18 protein-coding genes are annotated in these 20926 nt (G+C 59.6%); 13 read left to right on the top strand and 5 right to left on the bottom strand.

Translation table 11 applies throughout. The features are described 5' to 3' along the window. Positions 1-20: 20 nt before the first annotated feature. Positions 21-1022 (top strand): YdcF family protein, encoded by a 1002-nt coding sequence (locus tag KCQ76_RS03365; protein WP_052722170.1) that lies wholly within the window; start codon positions 21-23, stop codon positions 1020-1022. 153 nt (positions 1023-1175) lie between these two features. Beyond that, positions 1176-1751: a DoxX family protein gene (locus KCQ76_RS03360; RefSeq protein WP_012732139.1), complete on the top strand. Its 576-nt coding sequence runs from the start codon at positions 1176-1178 to the stop codon at positions 1749-1751. Between the two features lie 120 nt (positions 1752-1871). On the opposite strand, the gene KCQ76_RS03355 is transcribed toward KCQ76_RS03360, so the two are convergent. Both KCQ76_RS03355 and KCQ76_RS03350 read right to left on the bottom strand, forming a co-directional pair. Further along, entirely contained in the window at positions 1872-2777 is a 906-nt protein-coding gene (locus KCQ76_RS03355; RefSeq protein ID WP_052722171.1) for a TIGR03089 family protein, read from the bottom strand. An 86-nt stretch (positions 2778-2863) separates the two neighbouring features. Then, positions 2864-4888, bottom strand: coding sequence for an LCP family protein (locus KCQ76_RS03350; RefSeq protein ID WP_082089758.1), 2025 nt, complete (start codon positions 4886-4888; stop codon positions 2864-2866). A gap of 230 nt (positions 4889-5118) precedes the next feature. Here KCQ76_RS03350 and rfbD point away from each other — a divergent pair, with 230 nt between their 5' ends. From rfbD to KCQ76_RS03330, 4 genes are all read left to right on the top strand, one after another. After that, positions 5119-6117: a dTDP-4-dehydrorhamnose reductase gene (gene rfbD / locus KCQ76_RS03345; protein WP_052722172.1), complete on the top strand. Its 999-nt coding sequence runs from the start codon at positions 5119-5121 to the stop codon at positions 6115-6117. A gap of 23 nt (positions 6118-6140) precedes the next feature. After that, complete coding sequence (locus KCQ76_RS03340) at positions 6141-7097, top strand: glycosyltransferase family 2 protein (protein WP_231725336.1); 957 nt, start codon at positions 6141-6143, stop codon at positions 7095-7097. A 211-nt stretch (positions 7098-7308) separates the two neighbouring features. After that, positions 7309-8460: a mannose-1-phosphate guanylyltransferase gene (gene manB, locus KCQ76_RS03335; protein WP_046202662.1), complete on the top strand. Its 1152-nt coding sequence runs from the start codon at positions 7309-7311 to the stop codon at positions 8458-8460. Between the two features lie 588 nt (positions 8461-9048). Next, entirely contained in the window at positions 9049-9360 is a 312-nt protein-coding gene (locus KCQ76_RS03330; protein ID WP_046202810.1) for a WhiB family transcriptional regulator, read from the top strand. A gap of 24 nt (positions 9361-9384) precedes the next feature. Here KCQ76_RS03330 and KCQ76_RS03325 read toward each other — a convergent pair whose 3' ends face one another. Continuing rightward, a complete protein-coding gene (locus KCQ76_RS03325) occupies positions 9385-9837 on the bottom strand; it encodes a metallopeptidase family protein (RefSeq protein WP_012732132.1) in 453 nt (150 codons plus the stop codon). 85 nt (positions 9838-9922) lie between these two features. Here KCQ76_RS03325 and KCQ76_RS03320 point away from each other — a divergent pair, with 85 nt between their 5' ends. From KCQ76_RS03320 to manA, 4 genes are all read left to right on the top strand, one after another. Further along, a complete protein-coding gene (locus tag KCQ76_RS03320) occupies positions 9923-10876 on the top strand; it encodes a DUF3499 family protein (RefSeq protein ID WP_052722173.1) in 954 nt (317 codons plus the stop codon). 60 nt (positions 10877-10936) lie between these two features. Beyond that, positions 10937-12316 carry a phosphomannomutase/phosphoglucomutase gene (locus KCQ76_RS03315; protein ID WP_046205104.1) on the top strand — a complete coding sequence of 460 codons (1380 nt, stop codon included), beginning with the start codon at positions 10937-10939 and terminating at the stop codon, positions 12314-12316. Positions 12317-12327: 11 nt separating this feature from the next. Then, positions 12328-13560 carry a hypothetical protein gene (locus tag KCQ76_RS03310; RefSeq protein WP_046202660.1) on the top strand — a complete coding sequence of 411 codons (1233 nt, stop codon included), beginning with the start codon at positions 12328-12330 and terminating at the stop codon, positions 13558-13560. A 99-nt stretch (positions 13561-13659) separates the two neighbouring features. Beyond that, positions 13660-14994, top strand: a complete 1335-nt coding sequence (manA, locus tag KCQ76_RS03305) for a mannose-6-phosphate isomerase, class I (protein WP_046202659.1) — start codon at positions 13660-13662, stop codon at positions 14992-14994. Positions 14995-15003: 9 nt separating this feature from the next. Here the strand turns inward: manA and KCQ76_RS03300 are convergent, their stop codons facing one another. Beyond that, positions 15004-16380 (bottom strand): hypothetical protein, encoded by a 1377-nt coding sequence (locus KCQ76_RS03300; protein ID WP_221914788.1) that lies wholly within the window; start codon positions 16378-16380, stop codon positions 15004-15006. 325 nt (positions 16381-16705) lie between these two features. Here KCQ76_RS03300 and KCQ76_RS03295 point away from each other — a divergent pair, with 325 nt between their 5' ends. From KCQ76_RS03295 to KCQ76_RS03285, 3 genes are all read left to right on the top strand, one after another. Next, on the top strand, positions 16706-17173 hold the full coding sequence (locus KCQ76_RS03295; protein WP_046202657.1) for an S-ribosylhomocysteine lyase: 468 nt from the start codon (positions 16706-16708) through the stop codon (positions 17171-17173). Beyond that, entirely contained in the window at positions 17170-17988 is an 819-nt protein-coding gene (mtnN, locus tag KCQ76_RS03290) for a 5'-methylthioadenosine/S-adenosylhomocysteine nucleosidase (RefSeq protein ID WP_046202656.1), read from the top strand. The genes KCQ76_RS03295 and mtnN overlap by 4 nt, the downstream gene beginning before the upstream one ends. A 64-nt stretch (positions 17989-18052) precedes the next feature. Then, positions 18053-18712 (top strand): dTMP kinase, encoded by a 660-nt coding sequence (locus KCQ76_RS03285; RefSeq protein ID WP_046202655.1) that lies wholly within the window; start codon positions 18053-18055, stop codon positions 18710-18712. 22 nt (positions 18713-18734) lie between these two features. Here KCQ76_RS03285 and KCQ76_RS03280 read toward each other — a convergent pair whose 3' ends face one another. Then, complete coding sequence (locus KCQ76_RS03280) at positions 18735-20897, bottom strand: 6-carboxyhexanoate--CoA ligase (RefSeq protein WP_146003188.1); 2163 nt, start codon at positions 20895-20897, stop codon at positions 18735-18737. Positions 20898-20926 lie beyond the last annotated feature (29 nt).

The following is a 20926-nucleotide window of genomic DNA, read 5'->3' as shown; positions in this document are numbered from 1 at the left end:
TGCCAGAAAGTGATCTGCCAGTGAAGAAAACCGCGCGCACTCCTGCAGCCGCGATTGCCCTGACCGGAGCTGGGGTGATCGGTTGGTCACTCTCTTTTCTTATCGACGTGGGAACGTGGCGCTTACTTCCCGCGGGGCTCGCCGTGACCAGCGCAGTGGGGGTGTGGACAGCGCGGAAGATGGGCCGAGCCCTTCGCACGCCCGACGGCCGAGGGCCTATCCACCTGGCTGCGGTGACGGCGACGGCGTGGTGGACGTCCACCGTTATTCCGGCCGCATGGATTGCGCTGATGCCGAGTGGTGTGCAGCCATTCGTCAGGGTTGTCGCAGGTGGGTATTCGCTGGTGTTCGTCGTGCTGGGCGCTGGCTTCGTGTGTTTTGTGCGTGCTGTGCGGCGTCATCGGTCAACGCCTTGGTCGCATCGTTCGGGCCAGTATGACAGCCAGTATGACAGTTCTGGCCGGCATCATGCAGGCGTTCCGAAAGGGATCATCGTCTGTGGCGCCGGGCTGATCCAAGGTCGGGTATCCCGCGTCTTGGCGTATCGCGTCGACAAGGGAATAGAAGTCTGGCGTGACACAGAGCGCGCACATCCGTCGGAAAGTGGCCGCGACGAGAGGCTCGAACACGAACCAGTGTTGGTGCTCTGCGGTGGGCGGGGGAACGACGAGCCGCGCCCCGAGGCGGAGGCGATGGCGGAGTATGCGCGCGAACAAGGCATGCAGCCGCAACACATTGTGATTGAGGACACCTCGACGACAACGGAGGAAAACCTTCGGCATGCTCACGCGATTATGACGCAGCGGTTGGGCCGGGAACCGCAATCGCTCGTGGTGGTGAGCACGGATTTCCACTGCATACGCATTGACATGATCGTGGAGCGGTTGCGTCGTGCCGGGCTTTTCCGTGAGTGCGATGTTGAGGTTGTGGGGGCGACGAATCCGCGCAGCGTGCAGAACCATAGCTTGTTGAGGGAATATGCCGCGGTAGGAATGCACTATGTAAAAAATTTGTTCCGTTAATAGTGTGGGGTCTCTGCAGAGCGGCCACGTTTGCGAAGAAAACCTCACTACAGGCGCGTGGATGGTGATTAATGTCCTGAATGCGCCTACAATCGACAACTGACCTTCACCAGAATCATTACTGAACCAATCCGACTCATGAGGTGAACATTTATGTCTAAGCTTCTGCGTTTCATTGGCCGCGCGGCCATTGCCCCTGTTTTTATCGTCGGCGGAAAGAACGCCTTGGACAACTCCGAACAGCTGTCCGGCGTTGTTGAGCAGGCCGCTGACAAGCTGGGGATTAAGGAACTCCCGGTTTCCTCCAACCTTCTTGTTCAAGCAAATGGTGTTTCGATGATGGGCCTGGGAACCGCCTTGGGCCTTGGCATTTTCCCGCGCCTTGCAGCACTTGGCTTGGTGGGCTCCCTCGTTCCGACGACTTACGCCGGCCACCGCTTCTGGGAGGAAAGTGAACCAGAGAAGAAGAATACTCAAGCCCTGAGCTTCGCGCTGAACACCGCTATCGTCGGTGGTTTGCTGAACATCGCTGCGGCTCCGCGCACGAAGCACAAGGAAGTTTCCAAGAAGGAATCCCGTCGCGCACGCAAGGCAGAGAAGAAAGCTGCACGTGCAGAGCGTAAGGCCAAGATTGAATCAGCCAAGAGCAGTGGCTTGCAGAAAGTTGGCCGCACCGGTGGAAAGCTGGCTTTCCTGACCAAGTGCCACTCGAAGTGCCACTCCAAGTAAATTCTGCTTGGTAATTTTTAGATGAAGCGGATGCCGACGAGGCATCCGCTTTTGTCATGCGTTGATGATGGCGCCGGTGCTTGGGCTGGAAGATGCCCCAGATAGTGCCCTTATTGCTCGTTATTGTAGATAATCGCTGATAGCAGCTTTTTCGGAAGCCGCAATATCGCGGTATCGGCCGTCATTCCGGTTGGTTTCATCGGAATAAAAGACGAGCGAGCCATTATTCGCCCAGGTGCCGACGGCGACGATTAAGAAGTCACGGATGCTTGGCCACGCGCCCAGAAGCGCACGGTGTGGCTGAGGTGCGTTTTCACTGGCTTCCGCTACCGCATCATTGTCGTGAAGTTGCGCCTCGTACCACCGCTGACCAGCCTCATGGAGTTCGCCGACGGTTAGCGTTCCGTTGTGGTCGCGGAGAACGATGTGGTCGGGATCGTCTGCTGCAGCGTCGTCGCCCATAAAAGCGTCGGGGCACAGGCGGGCCTCGCCAAAGAGATCCATCGGTTCCTCGACGTCGAGTTCGTCCAGGTCAACCCCGGTGTCTTCGACTGAGCGTCCGAAGGGGTCGTCGGTGCAGAGATAAACCGGCGCGTCAGAATATGCCGTTACGTTGTCGGTATAGCGCGCAAACGGGTTCCCGGCCCGAGCACCGGCATCCCTTGAAGCCTCCGTGCCATCTGTGCCCTCGCCCGAGGGCGCAAGAAGAGATTCAACAAACGCAACAAGGCCAACGGTCTCCGCATCAGCGTCACTCTCGTCGTCGATAAGTGTGATGCCAGCTCGAACTGCTCCAAGGATGACCGCAGCGGTCTGCCACCGGGCTGGCATAGCCACGGCCACCGAGTCCCCGGGCTCCATCATGGCTTCGTCGAGGAAATAATTCCCGAGCTTGGACGTCCAATTATCCAGGGTGATGGTGCTGAACTCCATGCGGGACGATTTCCGCGGGTCGGGGGAATCCACGTAGACAGTCAGGCGGGGCGCACTGGGGTCGTGCTTCAGCGCAGCTCTCAGCAGGTCCATCGGTGCTCCATTTCTAGGGTTGCGTCGTTATTGGGTTGCGCGCCGTTTGCGGGGCGGAGGCGGGTTGCCCCGCCGGTACACACCCGTTAATTCACGCACTTGGGGCTGTCACCAGCATCAAACTTAGGCGACTCGCCAGGCTGAGTATTGGTCTCACCCTTCTCGCCAGGACCAGCATCGCTGGCACCCCCAGCCCCAGCGTTCGCATCCGCGTTGTTGGCGTCGTCGGACTCTTCTCCATCAAGGTACTTCTGCAGAGAATCCTCGGTCTTGCCCGGCCCGTTGTAGTCATTGGTCAGGTACACGTTGATCTCGTTATCCGAGAGCGACGAGTCCTGCTCCACCTTCAGATGCAACTTCTGGGCCAGGAACTTCGCGGGGTGCGAATCGGGATCGGCAACCTTTACGACGCTGGTCTGCGAGCTGCCCTCCGTGTCATTGGCCGTGGTCCCTTCCGCGTAGCCCTCGCTAGTCGCGATCTTCGAGACCCGGCTGGCCAGGCCCGTGACGGATGAACCATTCGTCACCGTCACCGTGTATTGCGACGCCATGAAGTCCCGTTCGACCGGTTCTTCCTCAGTTGAGCTCTCGGACGGTGATTCACTCGAATCCTTGTGTCTATCCTCGCTCTTCTTCGGCGGTTCCTCGCCGACGGTCTTCGCGACGAACGCCTTCACCTGGTCGGGATCAACGGTAACGATGGATTCGCCGTTGTCGCCCGTTCCGTCCAGGCTGGTCGTCGGGATGGTTTGGAATGACACATGCCCGCCGGCAACATCCTGCATCTGCGTCGCAAAGCTCATGACATCCCAGTCGTTGTCCAACACCACCGACCGTTCAACAGCCTCGGAGAGTTTCGAGATTTTTGACGTGCTCGTCAGCGTGCCCGTCGAGAGAATCTTGTGAGCCAACGACGCCATGAACGCCTGCTGCCGCGCGATGCGGTCGAGGTCGCCACGAGGAAGACCATGGCGCTGGCGGACGAAAGAAAGAGCATCCGCGCCATCAAGCGTTTGTGCGCCCTTCTTGAAGTGCGCCCCGGAGAAGTCGTCGTCAACGTCGTTGTTCAGACAGACCTCCACGCCACCGACAGCGTTGGTGAGCAGCACGAACCCGAGGAGCCCGATCTCCGCGTAGTGATCGACCGTAATCCCCGTGAGGTTCGCCACGGCATCGATCAGTGCGGAACGCCCAGCTTCTGTGGACTCCTTATCTATGTCGTCCTTGTCTTTCCCCTCGTCCTGGAGCTCCTTCTCTTTCTCAAACTTGGTTGACCCGAACACCGCGTTGATCTTTGTGTTCCCCAAGTCCTTTGTGTGGACATAGGAATCGCGGGGAATCGAGATTGCCGTTGCCGACGACCCATCATTGGGCACGCGGATGAGGACGATCGTGTCGGTATTCAGGGTTGCGACGTCATCCCCGGCGCGGAGCATTTTCGCCTCTTCCTCACTTAATGGATTCCCTTTGGCATCGGTGCGTGAGTCCGCGCCGACGAGGAGGATATCGGTGGCGCCGTCCTTAGCTTTGCCTTTTTCGCCCAGCTTGAGGTTTCCGGCGGAGGCCATTTCATTGCCCAACCCGCCGATCGCTCTATAGCCGACGGCGGGCAGTATGACGCAGACCAACGCGATGACTACTAAGAGCGACTTGACTGTCCGCGATCCCACCTGTTTGTGACTGGGGCGTGCATTCGGTGGCGCCTGAATGACTCTGGCACCGGCCGCCCGGTTCGCAGGGCGGCCCCGATTGCGTGACGGTTGGGAGGATTCCGCGTAGGTGTTCCTGCGTCGGTACGCGTCGGTGGACCGATGGCGGTGATTGCCGCGCTCGCGAGGGGTGCGGTCGCGCAGATTCTCGTGACCAGAATGGTCATCAGGATTATGACGTGAGGCGGAATAGCGGGTAGATCCGTTGTAGCCGCGACGCCCAGCACCAGACTGTTCGCTGGTGGCGTCGTTGGCCCCGGCTCCAGATGGCGACTCGTGGCGATAGGAACTCCGCCGTGATGCGTCGCCGCTGCGTTCGTGCGACGAGCGTCCATGTGAATCGTCACCGCGCCAGTAGTGCCCCTTCGGGCCCTGGCCTCGAGAATCGTCAGTCCTACCCATACAAAAAATTTCCTTTGGTCGATAGCTATGCCTACACATTAAGGCGGCATGACCGTGAAGCTTTTCGAGAATATACAGTTTACGCTGTAGTTTATGCGAGACGCGATAACCGTTTGGCATGTCGAACGTCATGACCGTTATGACGGAGCACGCATGGGAGTACATATGGGTGGCAAACGTCGGTGGTGCGACCCGGCCCCGTGTACACAGGCACAAGGAGAGTAAAGACCGTGAATATCCTCATCGCCGGAGGGCGAGGCCAACTAGGAACCGCGTTAGCAATGACTGCTCCGGCACCGGTACGGAGTGGGCGCATCTCATGTGTGGGGCGGGCGGATTTGGACATCACCAACCAGGACGTTATTCATGACGTTCTGGATTCGGAACAGCCCGACTTGATCATTAACGCCGCCGCCTACACCGCCGTGGACCGCGCCGAAGAACCTGCTCACCAGGACGCTGCACGTGCCGTCAACACTGATGGGGCCGCGTATTTAGCGCAGGCGGCCGCGCAGGCAGAAATACCGTTTATCCACATCTCGACGGATTATGTCTACGGCCAGAACGACGCCACAGAACCGGATGGGGGCGACGAGTCAGTCAATCAGACAGAAACGTCGGAGCCCTTCGTCGGCGGACACGCACCGCTACGCGTCGACACCCCCACTTATCCGCAGTCGGTCTATGGCCGTACCAAGTTAGCCGGCGACCGCGCTGTTCAGGCAGCATTCGAGAATACCGACGTGCCCTCCGTCATTGTCCGAACCGCGTGGGTTTATTCAGGCTCGGCCTTGCCTGACCACCAAGATTTTGTCTCCACCATGATGCGCCTGGAGCAGCAGTCCCGCGGCGACGATAGCCCCCACGTCCGCGTCGTTAATGATCAGTGGGGAAGCCCCACCAACGTGTTTGACCTTGCCCGTGGCCTGTGGGAGCTCTCGGGCGCGTCGTCGGCAACGATCAGTTTCCCCGCGATCCTTGCCCCCGGGAGCGTCGTTCATTGCACGGGTGCGGGCGCGTGCACCTGGTGGGACGTGGCGCGTCGAGTATTCGCAGAGGTCGGGGCAGATCCGGATCGTGTCATCCCGATCTCGACCCAGGATTATCCGACGGCGGCAACGCGTCCTCACTGGTCTGTTCTCGATAATTCGTCGTGGCTCGCGCTGGGGCTGACACCGCTGCCGGCCTGGGAGGATGGTGTCCATCGCGCTGTCACCGGTGTGTGCTGATTCATCGCGGGATCGAGTACAGTATGGAACCTGTGAGCGATAAACAGGCAGAGTCACCAGCAGAACACCAGCTCAAGGGGGATCGAGCTCCGCTAGCCATCGTGACCGTGACCTATTCGCCAGGGGATCACCTCCGTCGTTTCCTCGATTCTCTTGCCGACGCGACCAGCCGGGAGTTCGTCGTCGTGATGGCTGATAATGGATCGACCGACGGCGCTCCGGAAGCAGCTGTCGCGCCCAATGTGGAGCTGCTCCGCACGGGCGGAAATGTGGGGTACGGAACTGCGGTGAACATTGCGGCTCGTCTGTTGGCTCGACGGCGGGGTCACGACAACGCGGTGGATAGCGAATTCTTTGTGATTGTGAACCCCGATGTGGAGTTCTCGCCGGGGTCGATTGACCGCATGATTGAGGCTGCGCATCGCCACCCACGGGCCGGAGCGGTAGGGCCGAAAATTGTGGAACCCGACGGCAGTGTGTATCCGTCCGCGCGGGAAGTACCGGAAGTTATTAGCGGTATTGGACACGCTCTGTTGGGGCCGATTTGGAAGAATAACCCCTGGTCAAAGAAGTATCGATGTGGCGCTGACCTTGACCGTGAACGCGAGGCAGGTTGGGTGTCTGGTTCCTGCTTGTTAGTCCGGTGGGGTGCGTTTGAATCCATCGGCGGGTTCGACGAGCGGTACTTCATGTATATGGAAGACGTTGACCTGGGCGATCGCATGACGCACGCGGGTTGGCAAAACATCTTCACTCCCGAGGCGACGGTGACTCACGCGCAGGGCCATTCCGCGAATAAGCACAAATCAACGATGCTTCCCGCCCATCATGACAGCGCCTACCGGTTCCAGGCGGATCGGCACCCGGGGCTGCGGTGGTTGCCGTTGCGTGTTGCGCTGTGGTGCGGATTGAAAGCGCGAACGGGAATTTTCGTCGCCTTGGCTGGGCTGGATAGCCATACCAAAGGGCATCAGAGCTAAAACGTCGTGAATGTGCGGGGGACTCGACGGAAGCACGGGGCACGTCGTCGCCCCTAGGCGCGGGAGCACAGTTTTGTCCTAGGGGAGTGGTAGTTTAATCGCGAATCGTTGTACGCACGCGCGTCGGCCACTTTTCGCGCGTCCATTGATAGCGGTGACACAGGCCGTTGACCCGGCTTGGAGTCACGCACGTCTAGAAAGGCATGAAAAAATGGTCGTTGATTTCAGGGGTGCCCAAGGATGGGCACAGGATTCTGCAGATCAACAGCAGCTAGAAGTCGGTGCGCATCTCGCGGAGAACACGGATGCCGTCATTCTTGTGGGGGGTAAAGGGACGCGCCTGCGTCCTTTGACCAATTCTGTACCGAAGCCAATGATGCCGACGGCGGGGGTGCCTTTCCTTCAGCATCTGCTGGGCCGGATCAAAGCGGCCGGGATGACCCACGTCGTGCTGGGGACGTCGTTCAAAGCAGAAGTGTTCCAGGAGCACTTTGGTGACGGCTCGGACCTGGGCCTCGAGATCGAGTATGTCGTGGAGGAGGAGGCCCTGGGCACGGGCGGCGGTATTCGTAACGTGCTGCCATCGCTCCGCCACGATAACGCCCTCGTTTTTAACGGTGACGTGTTGGGCGGCACGGACCTTCGCGCAGTGTTAGGAACCCATGCGACGAAGGATGCGGACGTCACGATGCACCTGGTGCGCGTTCCCGATCCGCGTGCTTTTGGTTGCGTGCCGACGAATGAGGACGGCCGGGTGACGGCGTTCTTAGAGAAGACGATGGATCCGCCGACGGACCAGATCAACGCCGGCTGCTACGTCTTTAAGCGCGAGATTATTGGCCGCATCCCAGAGAACCGTGTTGTGTCTGTTGAGCGGGAGGTGTTCCCGAAACTACTTGACGACGGACTACGCGTGTATGGCCACGTCGACCAAGCCTACTGGCGTGATATGGGTACGCCGGCTGACTTCGTCCGCGGTAGTTCGGACTTGGTGCGCGGTATTGCGTATTCGCCGATTTTGGTGGGGAAGACCGGGGAAGCCCTGGTGGACTCGTCGGCGCAGATCGGCGGAGGCGCGCTCTTGCTCGGTGGCACCTACGTGGGCCGCGGTTGTGAAGTCGGCGGCGGCTCCCGCTTAGATACGACGGTTCTTTTCGACGGTGTCGAAGTGGAGGCTGGCGCAACCTTGGAGCGCTGCATCGTTGCTGCGGGTGCCCGGATTGGTGCCCGTGCTGTTCTTCGCGACGCGGTGATCGGCGAGGGGGCAGTGATCGGTGCGCGGTGTGAACTGATCGACGGTGTCCGCGTGTGGCCCGGAGTGAATATCCCAGATAGCGGAATTAGGTTTTCTACCGACGTTTAGCCTCCGCGGGAAGGATCTATCCCACCCATTGATGAAAAATTGGTAAGGAAACGTATATTAATCATTCGGAACCTGCAGACCACAACATCTAGTGGTCTGCAGGTTAAGTATGAGGGTATGTCGTGTTTTCTCCGAAAAAGGGTCAGCGCCCCTGTGTAACCTGTGTGACAGATGTGACTAAAGGGGTTTATGTGGCGTGTTTACGCAGGTGACGGGGCTTGACGTATTCGAATTACACGTGTGTAATCGTCCTGTAGAAAGACTTTCCGCCGACACGGAAAATGTGCTTGGTTTGTCCTTGCGGGAGTGGTAATGCCTGGTTTTTCCAGGCGTATTTGACCCCTATCAGGGCGAATGGTGCATATCAGGCGGAAAGTGTGCGAGAAGCTTGCCGGCCTGCACAACATAAGACCCCACAAGATGTAGTGCTAGCTTGTCGGCCCGTTGACCGCATGAATGACCCTTGATGTGAATACCGCGACGCGTGCCAGTAGCCATCCACCCCGGCGCGACCACGTCGTTTAACCAAAAAGGAGAGGCATGGCTGATTCATCCGCGCACTTCCCTCGCGCTACCCTCCATGCGCTCATGGGAGAGGAAGTTACACAGCCGGACCAGCCTGGCGATGCCTCCTACTCGTCCGACCTTGCCGAGGACTTTGATATCCTTTTCGATTCTGTGGAGCAAGAGTGGCAAGAACAAGCTCTCTGCGCAGAAACAGACCCTGAGGCTTTCTTTCCTGAAAAGGGTGGTTCAACCCGCGAGGCAAAACGCATTTGTAAAGCCTGCGCGGTTCGTGATGAGTGCCTTGAATACGCCCTCGAGCACGACGAACGCTTCGGTATTTGGGGTGGGTTATCCGAACGTGAGCGTCGTCGTTTGAAGAGGCAGATCGGGTAAAGCGGCCGGGTAAAAGCAGCCGGCTCATTCCAGATCTGGATCGATCATGCGTGGCTCGACGTTCAAATACGTCGCCACCAGCTTCCCGATAATGTAGTGGAGCAATTCCGAGCGCTCGGTCATATTTTGTGTGCGCATTTCAATGGGGCGTCGGAAGACAACGATCCGGGGCCGCGTCGGACGGCCATCATCGTCGACACCGGCAGGTATCAGCCGGCCCAGGGGGACTGCGCCGTCGGCCACCACTTCGTCGGGCCACACCGTCGTCAATTGACGGGAGCGCATGCGTGGCACAGTGTCTAGCGCGATGTCCAGGTGTTCTAACTCTTCCGACCATTGCTCGTGGATCGGGGCATAGGCGTCTAAAACGGCTTGGTCGAATTCTGCCGGGCGGCTGGTCCACCGCGGAACTTCGGGGGGCAAGATCGGCCCACGTATGCCACGACCGTGGCGCTCAGCTCGGCGGGAATAATCCATGCCACCAACCCTAATGGGCGCCGCCGACAGGATGAATCATCCACGCCGTCGGCGTTGAGGACATGGGCAGCTAGACTAATGCGACGTGAACGAAAAGCGCGTGAATAAGAAGCGACTGTGCTGCCGCCCCGGTTGTGGCCGACCCGCAGCTGCGACCTTGGTGTATTCGCACGCGGAGGAAACAGTCATCGTCGGCCCCCTTTCCTTAGACGACAATCCCCACAGTTGGGATTTGTGTGCGCGCCATTCCGCGCAGTTCCGCCCGCCCGAGGGGTGGACAGTTATTCGCGACGAGCCCGACGTCGATGGTGTCGACGATATGACAGCGCTCTTGGATAGCGTCAATGACACTCACAGTGGCGACGCGCATTTCGACGCCGGTTCTGTTGCTGGTCCCGGTGCTCGGTTTGGTGCTGGTTCTGGCGCTCGTCATGCCGACGCAACCCAGGGCGCAGTTGCCGATATTCAAGACACTATTTCGCGCTTAAACGGACACCGCGGTGAGGCCACACGCCATCACAACGAGAAAAGAACATCCTCGACGGAACCGTCAAGCATGAGGTCCGCACCCGACGGCCACGCAGCCGACGCCTACAACAACGACGCCGATACCGACTCCGACGATGACGCCGAGTGGGAGATCGAATCCCCCCTTCTCCAAGCAGCGAAGGAGCGGGAGCGTCGTCGTCGCATGTGGCGTGGCCGCGGGGAAGAACCCACCGTGGAGTCCTCCTACGGGAGGTCCTTCATCACGACGGGCCAAACGGGCCGTCACCGGCGGCCGGATAACCACCACGCGTCACACGTCGCGCCCCATAACCGGGCTGAATCCCACCGCGCCGGGACCGAGCAGGAACCGTCGGCAAGGACGATGCGACGGGGAGCGTCGAACCACTCAGAACCACATGAGCCCGCCCAGGGGTGGTCGCGGACACAGGACTCGTCGGAAGTTCGGCACCCGTCGTTGCATAACATTCCGGGGCGTAAGCGCGGCCATCTCCACGCCGTTCCGGACCCGGATCCGGATGGCGATAGGTGACATCGATAAGTCAAGCCCGTGTAAGATAACTGCGAACATTATTCAGACGAAAGGATTCCCGTGCCTGCGCGCGATCGCTCATTTGTTGACTCCGTTATCAAGGCTTACGACGTCCGGGGGGTCGTCGGGGAGCACATCGATGAAGCTTTTGTGAAAGAGGTCGGCGCCGCGTTTGCTCGTCTGCTCCGGTCGGAGGGGGAATCCACAGTCGCCGTCGGGCACGATATGCGGGAAAGCTCACCATCGCTGTCCGACGCTTTCGCCGAGGGAGTCATGGATCAGGGGCTCGACGTCGTCAAGGTCCATCTGTGCTCGACCGATGAGCTGTACTACGCATCCGGGAGCATGAAGTGCGCGGGAGCAATGTTCACCGCCTCTCACAACCCGTCCCAGTACAACGGCATCAAGATGTGCCGCGCGGGAGCTCGGCCGGTGGGGGAGCAGACCGGTTTGGCTGAGATCAAAGATGACCTCGTGCACGGTGTGCCGGCGTATGACGGTGACCGTGGCGAGTCCACAGACAAAGATGTGTTGCCCGGCTACGCGAAGTTCCTCAATAGCCTCGTCGACCTGACTTCCTCGCGTCCCCTCGTTGTCGCGGTGGATGCCGGCAACGGAATGGGTGGGTACACCGTTCCCGCCGTTCTGGGTGGCCTTCCGCTGGATATTCGCCCGCTGTACTTCGAACTCGACGGAACGTTCCCGAACCACGTGGCCAACCCCCTCGAGCCGAAGAACCTCGTGGACCTCCAGAAATTCGTGGTTGACCAGAAGGCCGATATCGGACTGGCTTTCGATGGCGACGCGGATCGGTGCTTCGTGGTCGACGAAAAAGGCAACCCGGTCACGCCATCCGCGATCTGCGCGCTCATCGCCGAGCGCTACCTGAGCCAGAAGCCCGGCGCGACCATCATTCACAACCTGATCACCTCCCACACCGTCCCCGAAATGATCACGGAGAACGGTGGGAAACCAGTGCGTACCCGCGTCGGCCATTCCTTCATTAAGGCGACGATGGCAGAGACGGGCGCCATCTTTGGTGGCGAGCACTCCGCTCACTACTACTTCACGGAGTTCTTCAACGCCGATTCCGGAATGTTGGCGGCCCTCCACGTGCTCGCCGCGCTGGGCTCGCAGGACAAGCCCCTGTCGGAGCTGATGGACCACTACTCGCGGTACGAGGCTTCCGGTGAAATCAACTCGCGTCTGGATTCCGCCGAGGCTCAGCGGGAGCGGGTTGAGGCCGTGCGTGCCGCGTACGCCGAACGCGCCGAGAGCATGGATGAACTCGACGGTCTCACCGTTGAGCTCGGGGACGGTGAGTGGTTCAATGTGCGTGCCTCGAATACGGAACCGCTCCTCAGGTTGAACGCAGAGGCCAAGACCCGTGAGGCCGTCGATGCCCTCACCTCGGATGTTTTAGCGGTTATTCGCGCCTAGAATAGGCCGTTGTGTACCCCCGCGAAACGCTTGTCACGGTAGCTCAAGAAGGCGCGCGCATCCGCTCCGTCGCCCGATCACTATCTGACGTGATGTCAGTCCTTGATCGCCCGACGATCGAGAGCACGCCCGACGGCCCCAGCATAGAAAGTCTCCGTTCCGACTTTTTCGGAATTGCCGACGACACTGCCGACGATTCCTCTGAGGATCTCCGTTCCTTCGCGAAAAGTATTCCCGACGTTGCTCGCGGCGTTGTGATTGTGGCGTGTTCGGATACCGCAGTCCACGCTGCCCGTGCCGCTGTCGCGCTGATTCCGGACCCGTCGGTCCCCATCGCGGTGGTGGACCGTCTGCCGCGGTACGTGGGAGCAATGGATTGCGTGATTGTCCTGACGCCGGATCCTGCGGACCGTGAAGCGGAGGAAGCCGTGGTGCGGTGCCGGCAGGTCGGTGCGATGGTTATGGTGGCTGCGCCGACGTCGGGACCCGTTGCGGAGGCGGGCAGCGGGTATGGCCTTGTTGTTCCGGACATTCCGGGTGCCGTCGAAGAATCGTGGGGGCGGTATGTGGCCACGGTGACGGGCGGATGTGGCCTTGTCGGCCAACTGCCGATTCAAGGCGTGTTGGACTATGCGGCCGATGCCGTCGATCGTGAGATGGAAGCTAGTGGTCCCGAGCGCGATGAGTCCGTGAATCCTGCGCGTCAGCTGGGTTTGCGTATGAAAGATCACCGGGTGGTCATTGCAGGCGATGGCGCTACTCGGCATGTTGCCTCTTTCGCGGCAAGGCGGCTGCTCCAGCATGGCATTGTCGCTGCTACCGCCGATACAGCTGAGCTTGCCCGGTTCTATTCCTACCTTCACCGGGGGACGTCGATGGATACGGCGATCGATTCGTCGTCGGAAACGATGACCAGGTTGGGTAGTGGGGCTATTAGTGACGTCGATAAGTCAATTTTTTATGATCCGTTTTTGGATGCTCCCGCGGTTCAGCCGCTGGCTGCCGTGGTGGTGCCGGGGCCAGGGGGATATTCAGGTCGGGGGAGAAATGATGAGCCTGATACGGGAGTGTCGCGGGCATATCCTTCGGAGCAGGAGCTCAGTAGACTCGAGAGGTATTTTGATGCGCGGCCGGTGACGGTGGTGGATCTGACGGCCTCGGATCTGCATTCCGCGGTCGCGTATATCTGTGTGTTGGCTGCGCGGTGCGCGGCTGCTGCTGCCTATGTCGTTGCTCAGGAGTGATGGCGGTGTAGGTAGCTTGTCCGCATGAGTTTTGTGGCCAGCACATTGTTGTTACCAGCATGTCACGCTGCACGGTAGATATTTTTAACGGAGGTTTAGATGGTTCAGCCGCTCACTGGGGCAATTCGTACGTATCCGTGGGGGTCGCGCACGGCGATAGCACAGATGGCTGGCCGGCCAACGCCCTCGGATCATCCGGAGGCGGAAATGTGGTTTGGTGCCCATCCGGGCGCCCCGGCAACAGTGGACGGCGAACCCCTGGATGTTCTCATCGCTTCGGATTCCGTCAGTGCGCTGGGTGCTGGCATGTCCCGAGCGTACGAGGGACGGCTGCCGTTCTTACTCAAGTTGCTTGCGGCGGATAAGCCATTGAGTTTGCAAGCTCATCCGACGAAAGAGCAGGCAGAGGAGGGGTGTGCCCGGGAGGACACCCTGGGTATCGCACGTGATGCGTTGGAGCGGAATTATCGCGATGATAATCACAAGCCCGAATTGATCGTGGCACTCACTCAGTTCGATGCGATGTGTGGCTTCCGCCCGATTGAGCAGACCCTCAAGCTTTTCGACGCATTGTCCGTCCCGGAATTAGAGCGCTACCGCGTGTTGATCTCCGGGATTCTTCCCTCTGAGGGGTTGCGCAGCCTGGTCACAACGTGGATTACTCTCCCCTCTGACCAGCGCAAAACACTGATCGCTGCTGTCGTGGAGGGAGCTCGGGCCTACCGTGATACCGGTAAGACGGAATTCGCGATCGTGGCCGACCATCTGATCGAGCTGGCTGACCGTTACCCGTCCGACCCTGGCGTGCTCTGTGCGTTGTTGCTTAATCACATTCGTCTTGAACCAGGGGAGGGGATTTATCTCAACGCGGGCCAGTTGCACGCATACGTTCACGGGTTCGGCGTGGAGATCATGGCGAACTCGGACAATGTGCTGCGAGGTGGGTTGACCTCGAAGCATATTGATGTTCCTGAGTTGGTTCGCGTGTTGTCGTTTGATCCCCTGCCGGATCCTGTGATCACTCCGAATCGCTTGACGACGGGTGGTTCGGGGGAGTCTGCAGGTTCGCAGGCCTCTGCGCAGGGTGTTTATTATCCGACGCCGGCGCCTGAGTTCCGTTTGCAGCGCTGGGAGTTGAATTCGGGTCAATCCGTTGCGGTCTCGAGTGTGGCCACTGATGGACGATCATTGTCGGAGACATTGGTTGGGCCTGCGATTGTCTTGTGTACGCGCGGCACTGTTCATGTTTCGCAACCGTCAGTTGATGACGTACCAGCGTCGGAGGGTGGCGGCCACCTTCGCGGTGATGGTTTCGGGCCGCTGGATCTCACCCCCAGCCAGGCCGCGTGGGTTCCCGACGACGCAGAAAGCACTCTCGTGACGAATGATAGCGATGAGGTCGCTGAAATTTTCGTTGCAACGGTCGCAGGTTAGCCCGGGAGCTTATTCCTCAGAACCGTCGCCGGCGCTGTTCGGCCCAGGGGTGTTTGCACCAGAGGTGTGCGGCACGGTGGGAGTGGGCGCCTCGCGAGTCGCTGAGGCAGCGTTGCCGGCAGACCGTGGTTGAGTGTCAGGTGTGCCAGTAGTGGTCGCGGTACGCTCCTGCGTCGGGACTCCATCCTCGTTGCTCTGGCCAGCGTTTTGGTTGCCCTGATTAGTTGGCGCTTGTATCGCACTCGGGTGGGTAGTCGTCGGTTGGGCAGCTCCCCCTCCAGAATACGTGTCATTTGGATTATCCGTCGGAGTGGGTTCGTGTGACGGCTGAGCAGATGGTTCGGATGGCGTCGGCGCGTGCGACGAACCGTGGGAATCATCTGATGCGGGGGTGGGCTTCGCGCTACTAGACGGGTGGATGCTGTGCGGCTCCGAGGGGTTGGCGGGCTTTGTGATCTCCGTGGGGTTGTCCCCCTTGTTGTCCGCGATCCACACTCCATCTTTGTTTCGATGCATGTGGACAGCTTCGGACTGTGCTTGTGCGGCCGACTTGTCGATAATTTCCCTAGCTTGGTGCAACTGACTATTGCTCAAGACGCGTTGCAGACTGTCGGGTGTGTTGGTAAACCACAGCCCGATCCCCGGCGCGTTATCTGAGTCCGCCGTGGAATCGCTGGCATTAGATGTGCCACTGTGCTGTCCCATCGAAGTGTTGCCGTTGTCCCGCGGAACACCGAGTGCACCGAGATGTGTTTCGCCCCGCTTGGTGCCGGGAGGCAAAATGGGATCCTCGTCCCACTGAGCGCTAGAGTTCGACTCCTCATGGGATTGTGAATTGTTCCCTTGTGAGTTGCTCTCGTGTGAGCGGTTCTCGTTCGAGCGTCGGTTGCTCTTATCGCCGCTGTTAGTCCGGTTGTTGGATTGGTTGCCTGACCGCGTGTCACTGTTGTTCTGAGCGTTCCCGGAGTTCTTTTTGCCTTGCCCAGAGTTGGACGTGCCACCATCGTTCGATCCTTGTGAACCGGCGGCTTCAACGTCGTTGGTCTTGTCGTTTGATGAGACCGATTCTGTATCGACGGTGGTGGGGTGCTTCGGGGTTGAGGAAGCCGTCTCGGGTGACGACAGCTTCCAGACGCCTACTCCGATAGCGCATGCGAAGACCAAGCCAGTTCCGACGAATGTGTAAATGGGAAGGCGACCGCGTGACGGCGGAGTGCCGTTATATACGACGCGTTCCGACGACACCGACTGAGATGTGTCACTGGAATGAGAAAACGAGGAATCGTCGGCGGATGATGCAGAGCGTGATGACGGGTTCGCGCGTAGTGAGTCCTCGGGCTGTTCGGACTCGGAATTATTCCCCGTGGTTGGATTGTTGTTGGTCAATCCGTGGCCTCCCTTGAGTGACGGCCGTCATCCCTTGTTTCCGCGGGAATTGGTACTCGCATCAATAACTGCGAAAGAGAATAACAAAAGAGTTACAAAATAGCTACGGACGTGCTGGTTTATGTGAGTAGCGCTGGCAGGCCGCGTTAGTGCACCATCAGGCCACGAAGGTAAAGGCAAAGCAGTGATAGCCTGGATTGCAGCGTGGGTAGAGTGCCATAAATGGGGCATGACATAAACTATAAAGTGATGAAAATCACTTCAAGAAGTGTCTCGAAACACAACGGTAGCTCGATATCTACCCACATTGTTAGGAGTGAACACTGTGCCAAAGAACGTTGAAAGCTTTGAATTAGACCACACGAAGGTGGCTGCGCCTTATATCCGGCGCGCATCCGATTACGAGATCGCTGATGGCCACACGATCGTCAAGTACGACCTGCGGTTCCGCCAGCCGAATAAGTCGCACATCGAGATGTCCACGATGCACGCGATCGAGCACAGCATGGCCGAGGCACTCCGCGATCACCTAAAGGGAGTCATCGACTTTGGTCCGATGGGGTGCCAGACCGGCTTTTACTTGACCGTAGACACGACTGCCGACGGTCCAACCTGGGATGAAGTTGCCGACGCTGTCAAGAAGGCCATTGAGGATATTGAGAAGTGGGATTCCGTGCCCGGCGCGGGAATTAAGTCGTGCGGTTGGGCGGAGCATCACGATCTCGACGGCGCCAAGAAAGAGCTGGCGGATTTCGACGCCCGCAGCGATGAGTGGAATCAGGTTTTCGCGTGAGCGGTGACGAACCATCGGTCATGTCCGACGTTCCACGCCCAGGGCGTACCTATGGCGAATCTGATTCATCCATAGCCCTGCTTATTGCCGCGATGCCGGAAGAATTCGAGCCGCTCAAATCGCGTTTGGACGACGCACGCAGCGTTCAACTTCCCGGTATTCACGACGCTGTGGTAGGCCGTCATGGTGGCAAGACCATCCTGCTGCTTCTCAGCGGTATCGGTTTGGTGAACGCGGCGCATGCTGCCACTGTTGGGTTATGTTTAGGCCCTTCGGTTGTTAACGACGGAACTGTTCGTGACGGAAATTCGGATGGCACAGCGAGCCAACCCGCGCAGCTCGGTGAGATCGGCTGCGTCATGTCAATCGGCACAGCGGGTGTTGTGCCTGGTCGTGCCTCAATTGGCGACGTCGTGGTCAGCGAGAAAGTTGTCCCGGGCGACTTTGACCTCACAGCGTTCGGCTACGAGCGCGGTCAGGTCCCCGGCCTCACCGCGGGCTACCCCGGCGACCAGGATCTCTTAGCAGCCGCAGATGCGTTTGGCGCGAAAGCGCTGGGCTTCGTCAGCGTGGATCGCTTCGTCGGCATCCCCGAAGCCGCCGCGATTCGCGAGATTTTCCCGGACGCGTCCGTCGTCGATATGGAATCCTCGGCTCTAGCGCAGACGGCGGTTCTTCACGGGACGCCGTTTATTTCAGTGCGGTCCGTGACCGACGTCATTGGGGAGTCGGAGACGTCCGTACACCTTGATGAGGTTGATAATTCGTCCGAGCAGGCGGCTACTGCTGCGCTCGGCATTCTTGGTCGGGTGTAGGGCTGCGCCTAGGACCCTCGCCCTCACTGTCGATCGTGTCCGGGCCTCGCGGTAGGCTCGGTGCATGATTGTTGCGTGTGAGGGCATCGATGGCGCGGGCAAGAACACCTTGGTCACGGCCATAGAAAAAGATCTGGTGGAGAGGGAAAAGCCCGTCGCACTGGTGTCTTTTCCCCGTTATAACGATTCTGTCCATGCGCAGTTGGCCCGGTCCGCGCTGTACGGGGGGATGGGGGATCTCGTCGATTCGTCGTGCGGGATGGCCACCCTGTTCGCCCTTGACCGCGCGGAGATCGCCGATGACATCGCAGAGCTGTCGGAAGACGGATATTTCGTGCTCATCGACCGTTTTGTCGCATCCAATGCTGCGTACACTGCAGCGCGTTCGGGGTGGGATGGGCAATCGCCCTCTCAGGACAATCCCACTGTGTCGTGGATTGCTGAGCTCGAGTTCGAGCGGCTAGGTATTCCAGTTCCGGATCTCCACGTTTTCTTATCGACGCCACCGCGCCTGGCTTCTGAACGAGCTGTGGCCCGCGAGGGCGAGGATGCTTCCCGTGCTCGCGACGCGTTTGAGAAGGATAGTGATCTGCAGCAGCGAACGGCTGCAGCGTATGAGGCGTTAGCGCGTGATCAGTGGCAGTCGCCGTGGGTTGTTGTTGAGCCTGGTGAAGTCACCCGGCAAGCCACGGAGGTTGTCGAGGCCATCTTGCGACATGCGTGAGAGCTTTAACGCCGTTAAAACGTCACACCGAGTGAGGCATCAGGTCGCGTAGAGCGTCGACCAAATGGTCAAGATCGTCACGCGTGTGGGTTGCCATCGTCGTCACGCGGAGAATCGCCCGGCCGCGAGCGACCGTGGGATACCGAATCCCGGGAACGTGGAATCCACGCTCGGATAGCCCATGTGAAATGCGAACGGCGTCGGCCTCGTCGCCAATAAAAATCGGGATGATGGGGGTGCTGTCGCTTGTCCCATCGACCAGTGGGATATCATGTTTGCGCAGCTGATTGCGCAGGTAGAGGGAGCTTTCCTGCAGTTGGTGGACGCGCTCTGGCTCGCGAAGAATTGTCGTGACCGCGGCTTGAGTTGCTGCCACTGAGGCCGGCGCTGAGGACGTAGAAAACACGTAGCCGCGCGCCCGGTTTCGCAAGAACTCAGCCACAGGGGTGGAACAGCACACAGCCGCGCCCTCTGATCCGAGGGCCTTGGACGCGGTAATGACGAGAAGATCCGGCCGCAGGTCAGAGTCATCCGGCAATTCCGCGCCGGGCGAGCTGTCCGCGCCACCATCTTGTTGTCGAGCGTCGCTCCAATACTCGACGATGCCGCGACCTGTCCGACCCAGCGTTCCCGTGCCATGTGCATCGTCGATAAGAACCCATGAACCATGAGCCCGCGCCAGCCGCATAATGCTGGGGAGCGGGGCGATGTCGCCGTTCATGGAAAACACGCCGTCCGACACGATGAGTTTCCGGGGGCTCGCGCACTGGGCGAGTGCGTTCTCGAGGTGCTCCATGTCCTTGTGCGGGTAAATGTGTACAGCCGCGTTTCCCCGGGTCGCCATTCGGATGCCATCGATCAGGCTCGCGTGGTTGAGCTCATCGGAGAAAATGGTCATTCCGGGTGTGTTCGCGGGAGCGGTGCTGGGGGCCTCGGGAATATCGGTAGCCAGCGTGGCCAGAACAGCGCCGTTTGCTTGGTACCCGGTACCGAACAGGACCGCGTCGTCGTACCCGGTGAACTCGGCCAGGGTTCGTTCCGTACTGGTGTGGATGGTGAAGTTTCCCGTGGTCAGGCGGCTACCACCAGTTCCGGCACCATAGTGGTTGAGAGCCTCGGCTGCGGCTGCGATCACATCGGGATGTTCACTGAGCCCCAGATAGTTGCTTGACGAGAAGAGCAGTGTGTCGGACCCGGCCACGGTCGTGTGGGGTGTAGGTGCCGACGAGAATTCCAGCGGGTAGCGGCGCAAACCCTTGTTTTCCCACGCGGCTAGGGATTGTTCGGCGAACGTCGTGAGGTCAGTAGCGAGGTTGGTTGTGGGATCGCTTGCAGTGGCGTCGGATGCGTCACGGTTCGATGAGCGATTGCCCTGTGGCGGCCACGGAATTCCATGCACAATCACCGCAGTATTTTCCAGATATTCGATGCAGTCAGCAATCTCATCGTCGGTTCCCCGCACGAGAAAAACGCGCCCGCCCTGTGGGCTGCCCGCGGGTTTGATGTTCTCGATCCGCACGTAGCGCCCCGGTGTGCTCACATATCCCGTCGTGTAGTCGGGGTCATCAGAAATGCACAGTTCCGCGCACACGGCGGGGTGGTACTGCACTTTCGACGCCAGAGTCAGCGCCTCGCAGTAATACGGTTTCGCCGCCGCCGAGGACGACATTTCTTCGGCACCGTCGGCCCCCGTAGGCATGTCATTATCCAGGGCCGTTACACGGACTCCGCGGATATCTTTCGTATCCCGACGTTCGCCAGTATCGGCGTCAAGAAGCATTGCGCCACGCATCCCCCGGATACGCGTCAGAGCATCCAGTGCGTGCTCCGCGGTCAGAATTCCCGCGCCGCGAAGGATTTCCGTGATCGCGCGGTGGGCGTCGTCGACAGTTTGTGTATGGCGCGTCTCCCGGGTGAGAGCGGGAATATGTGTGATCTCGTCCTCATCGACGCGGTGGACACTGACCACAACATCATCGGGTCGCCCATTCGAGTGCGTCCAGGCTCGGTGCTCTAATTCGGTCACTGTCCGCATGATGTCCGACGCCGACACGATGCGTTCCGCGCCCGAAATATGCCGATCAGCACGATCACGTGATTCAGTGTGATCACATGGTGCACCGTCGCTGGTGCTGGGCGATGACGAAACCCGCGCGCTCGCCCGCATTTTGATGCTAAACCGCACCGTACACTCCTTTTATCAGGATCTGCTGA

Source organism: Corynebacterium parakroppenstedtii, from assembly GCF_019754935.1.
Lineage (GTDB): Bacteria > Actinomycetota > Actinomycetes > Mycobacteriales > Mycobacteriaceae > Corynebacterium > Corynebacterium parakroppenstedtii.
The sequence above is the reverse complement of the archived record's forward strand: the minus strand, read 5'-3'. Positions and strand labels throughout refer to the sequence as shown.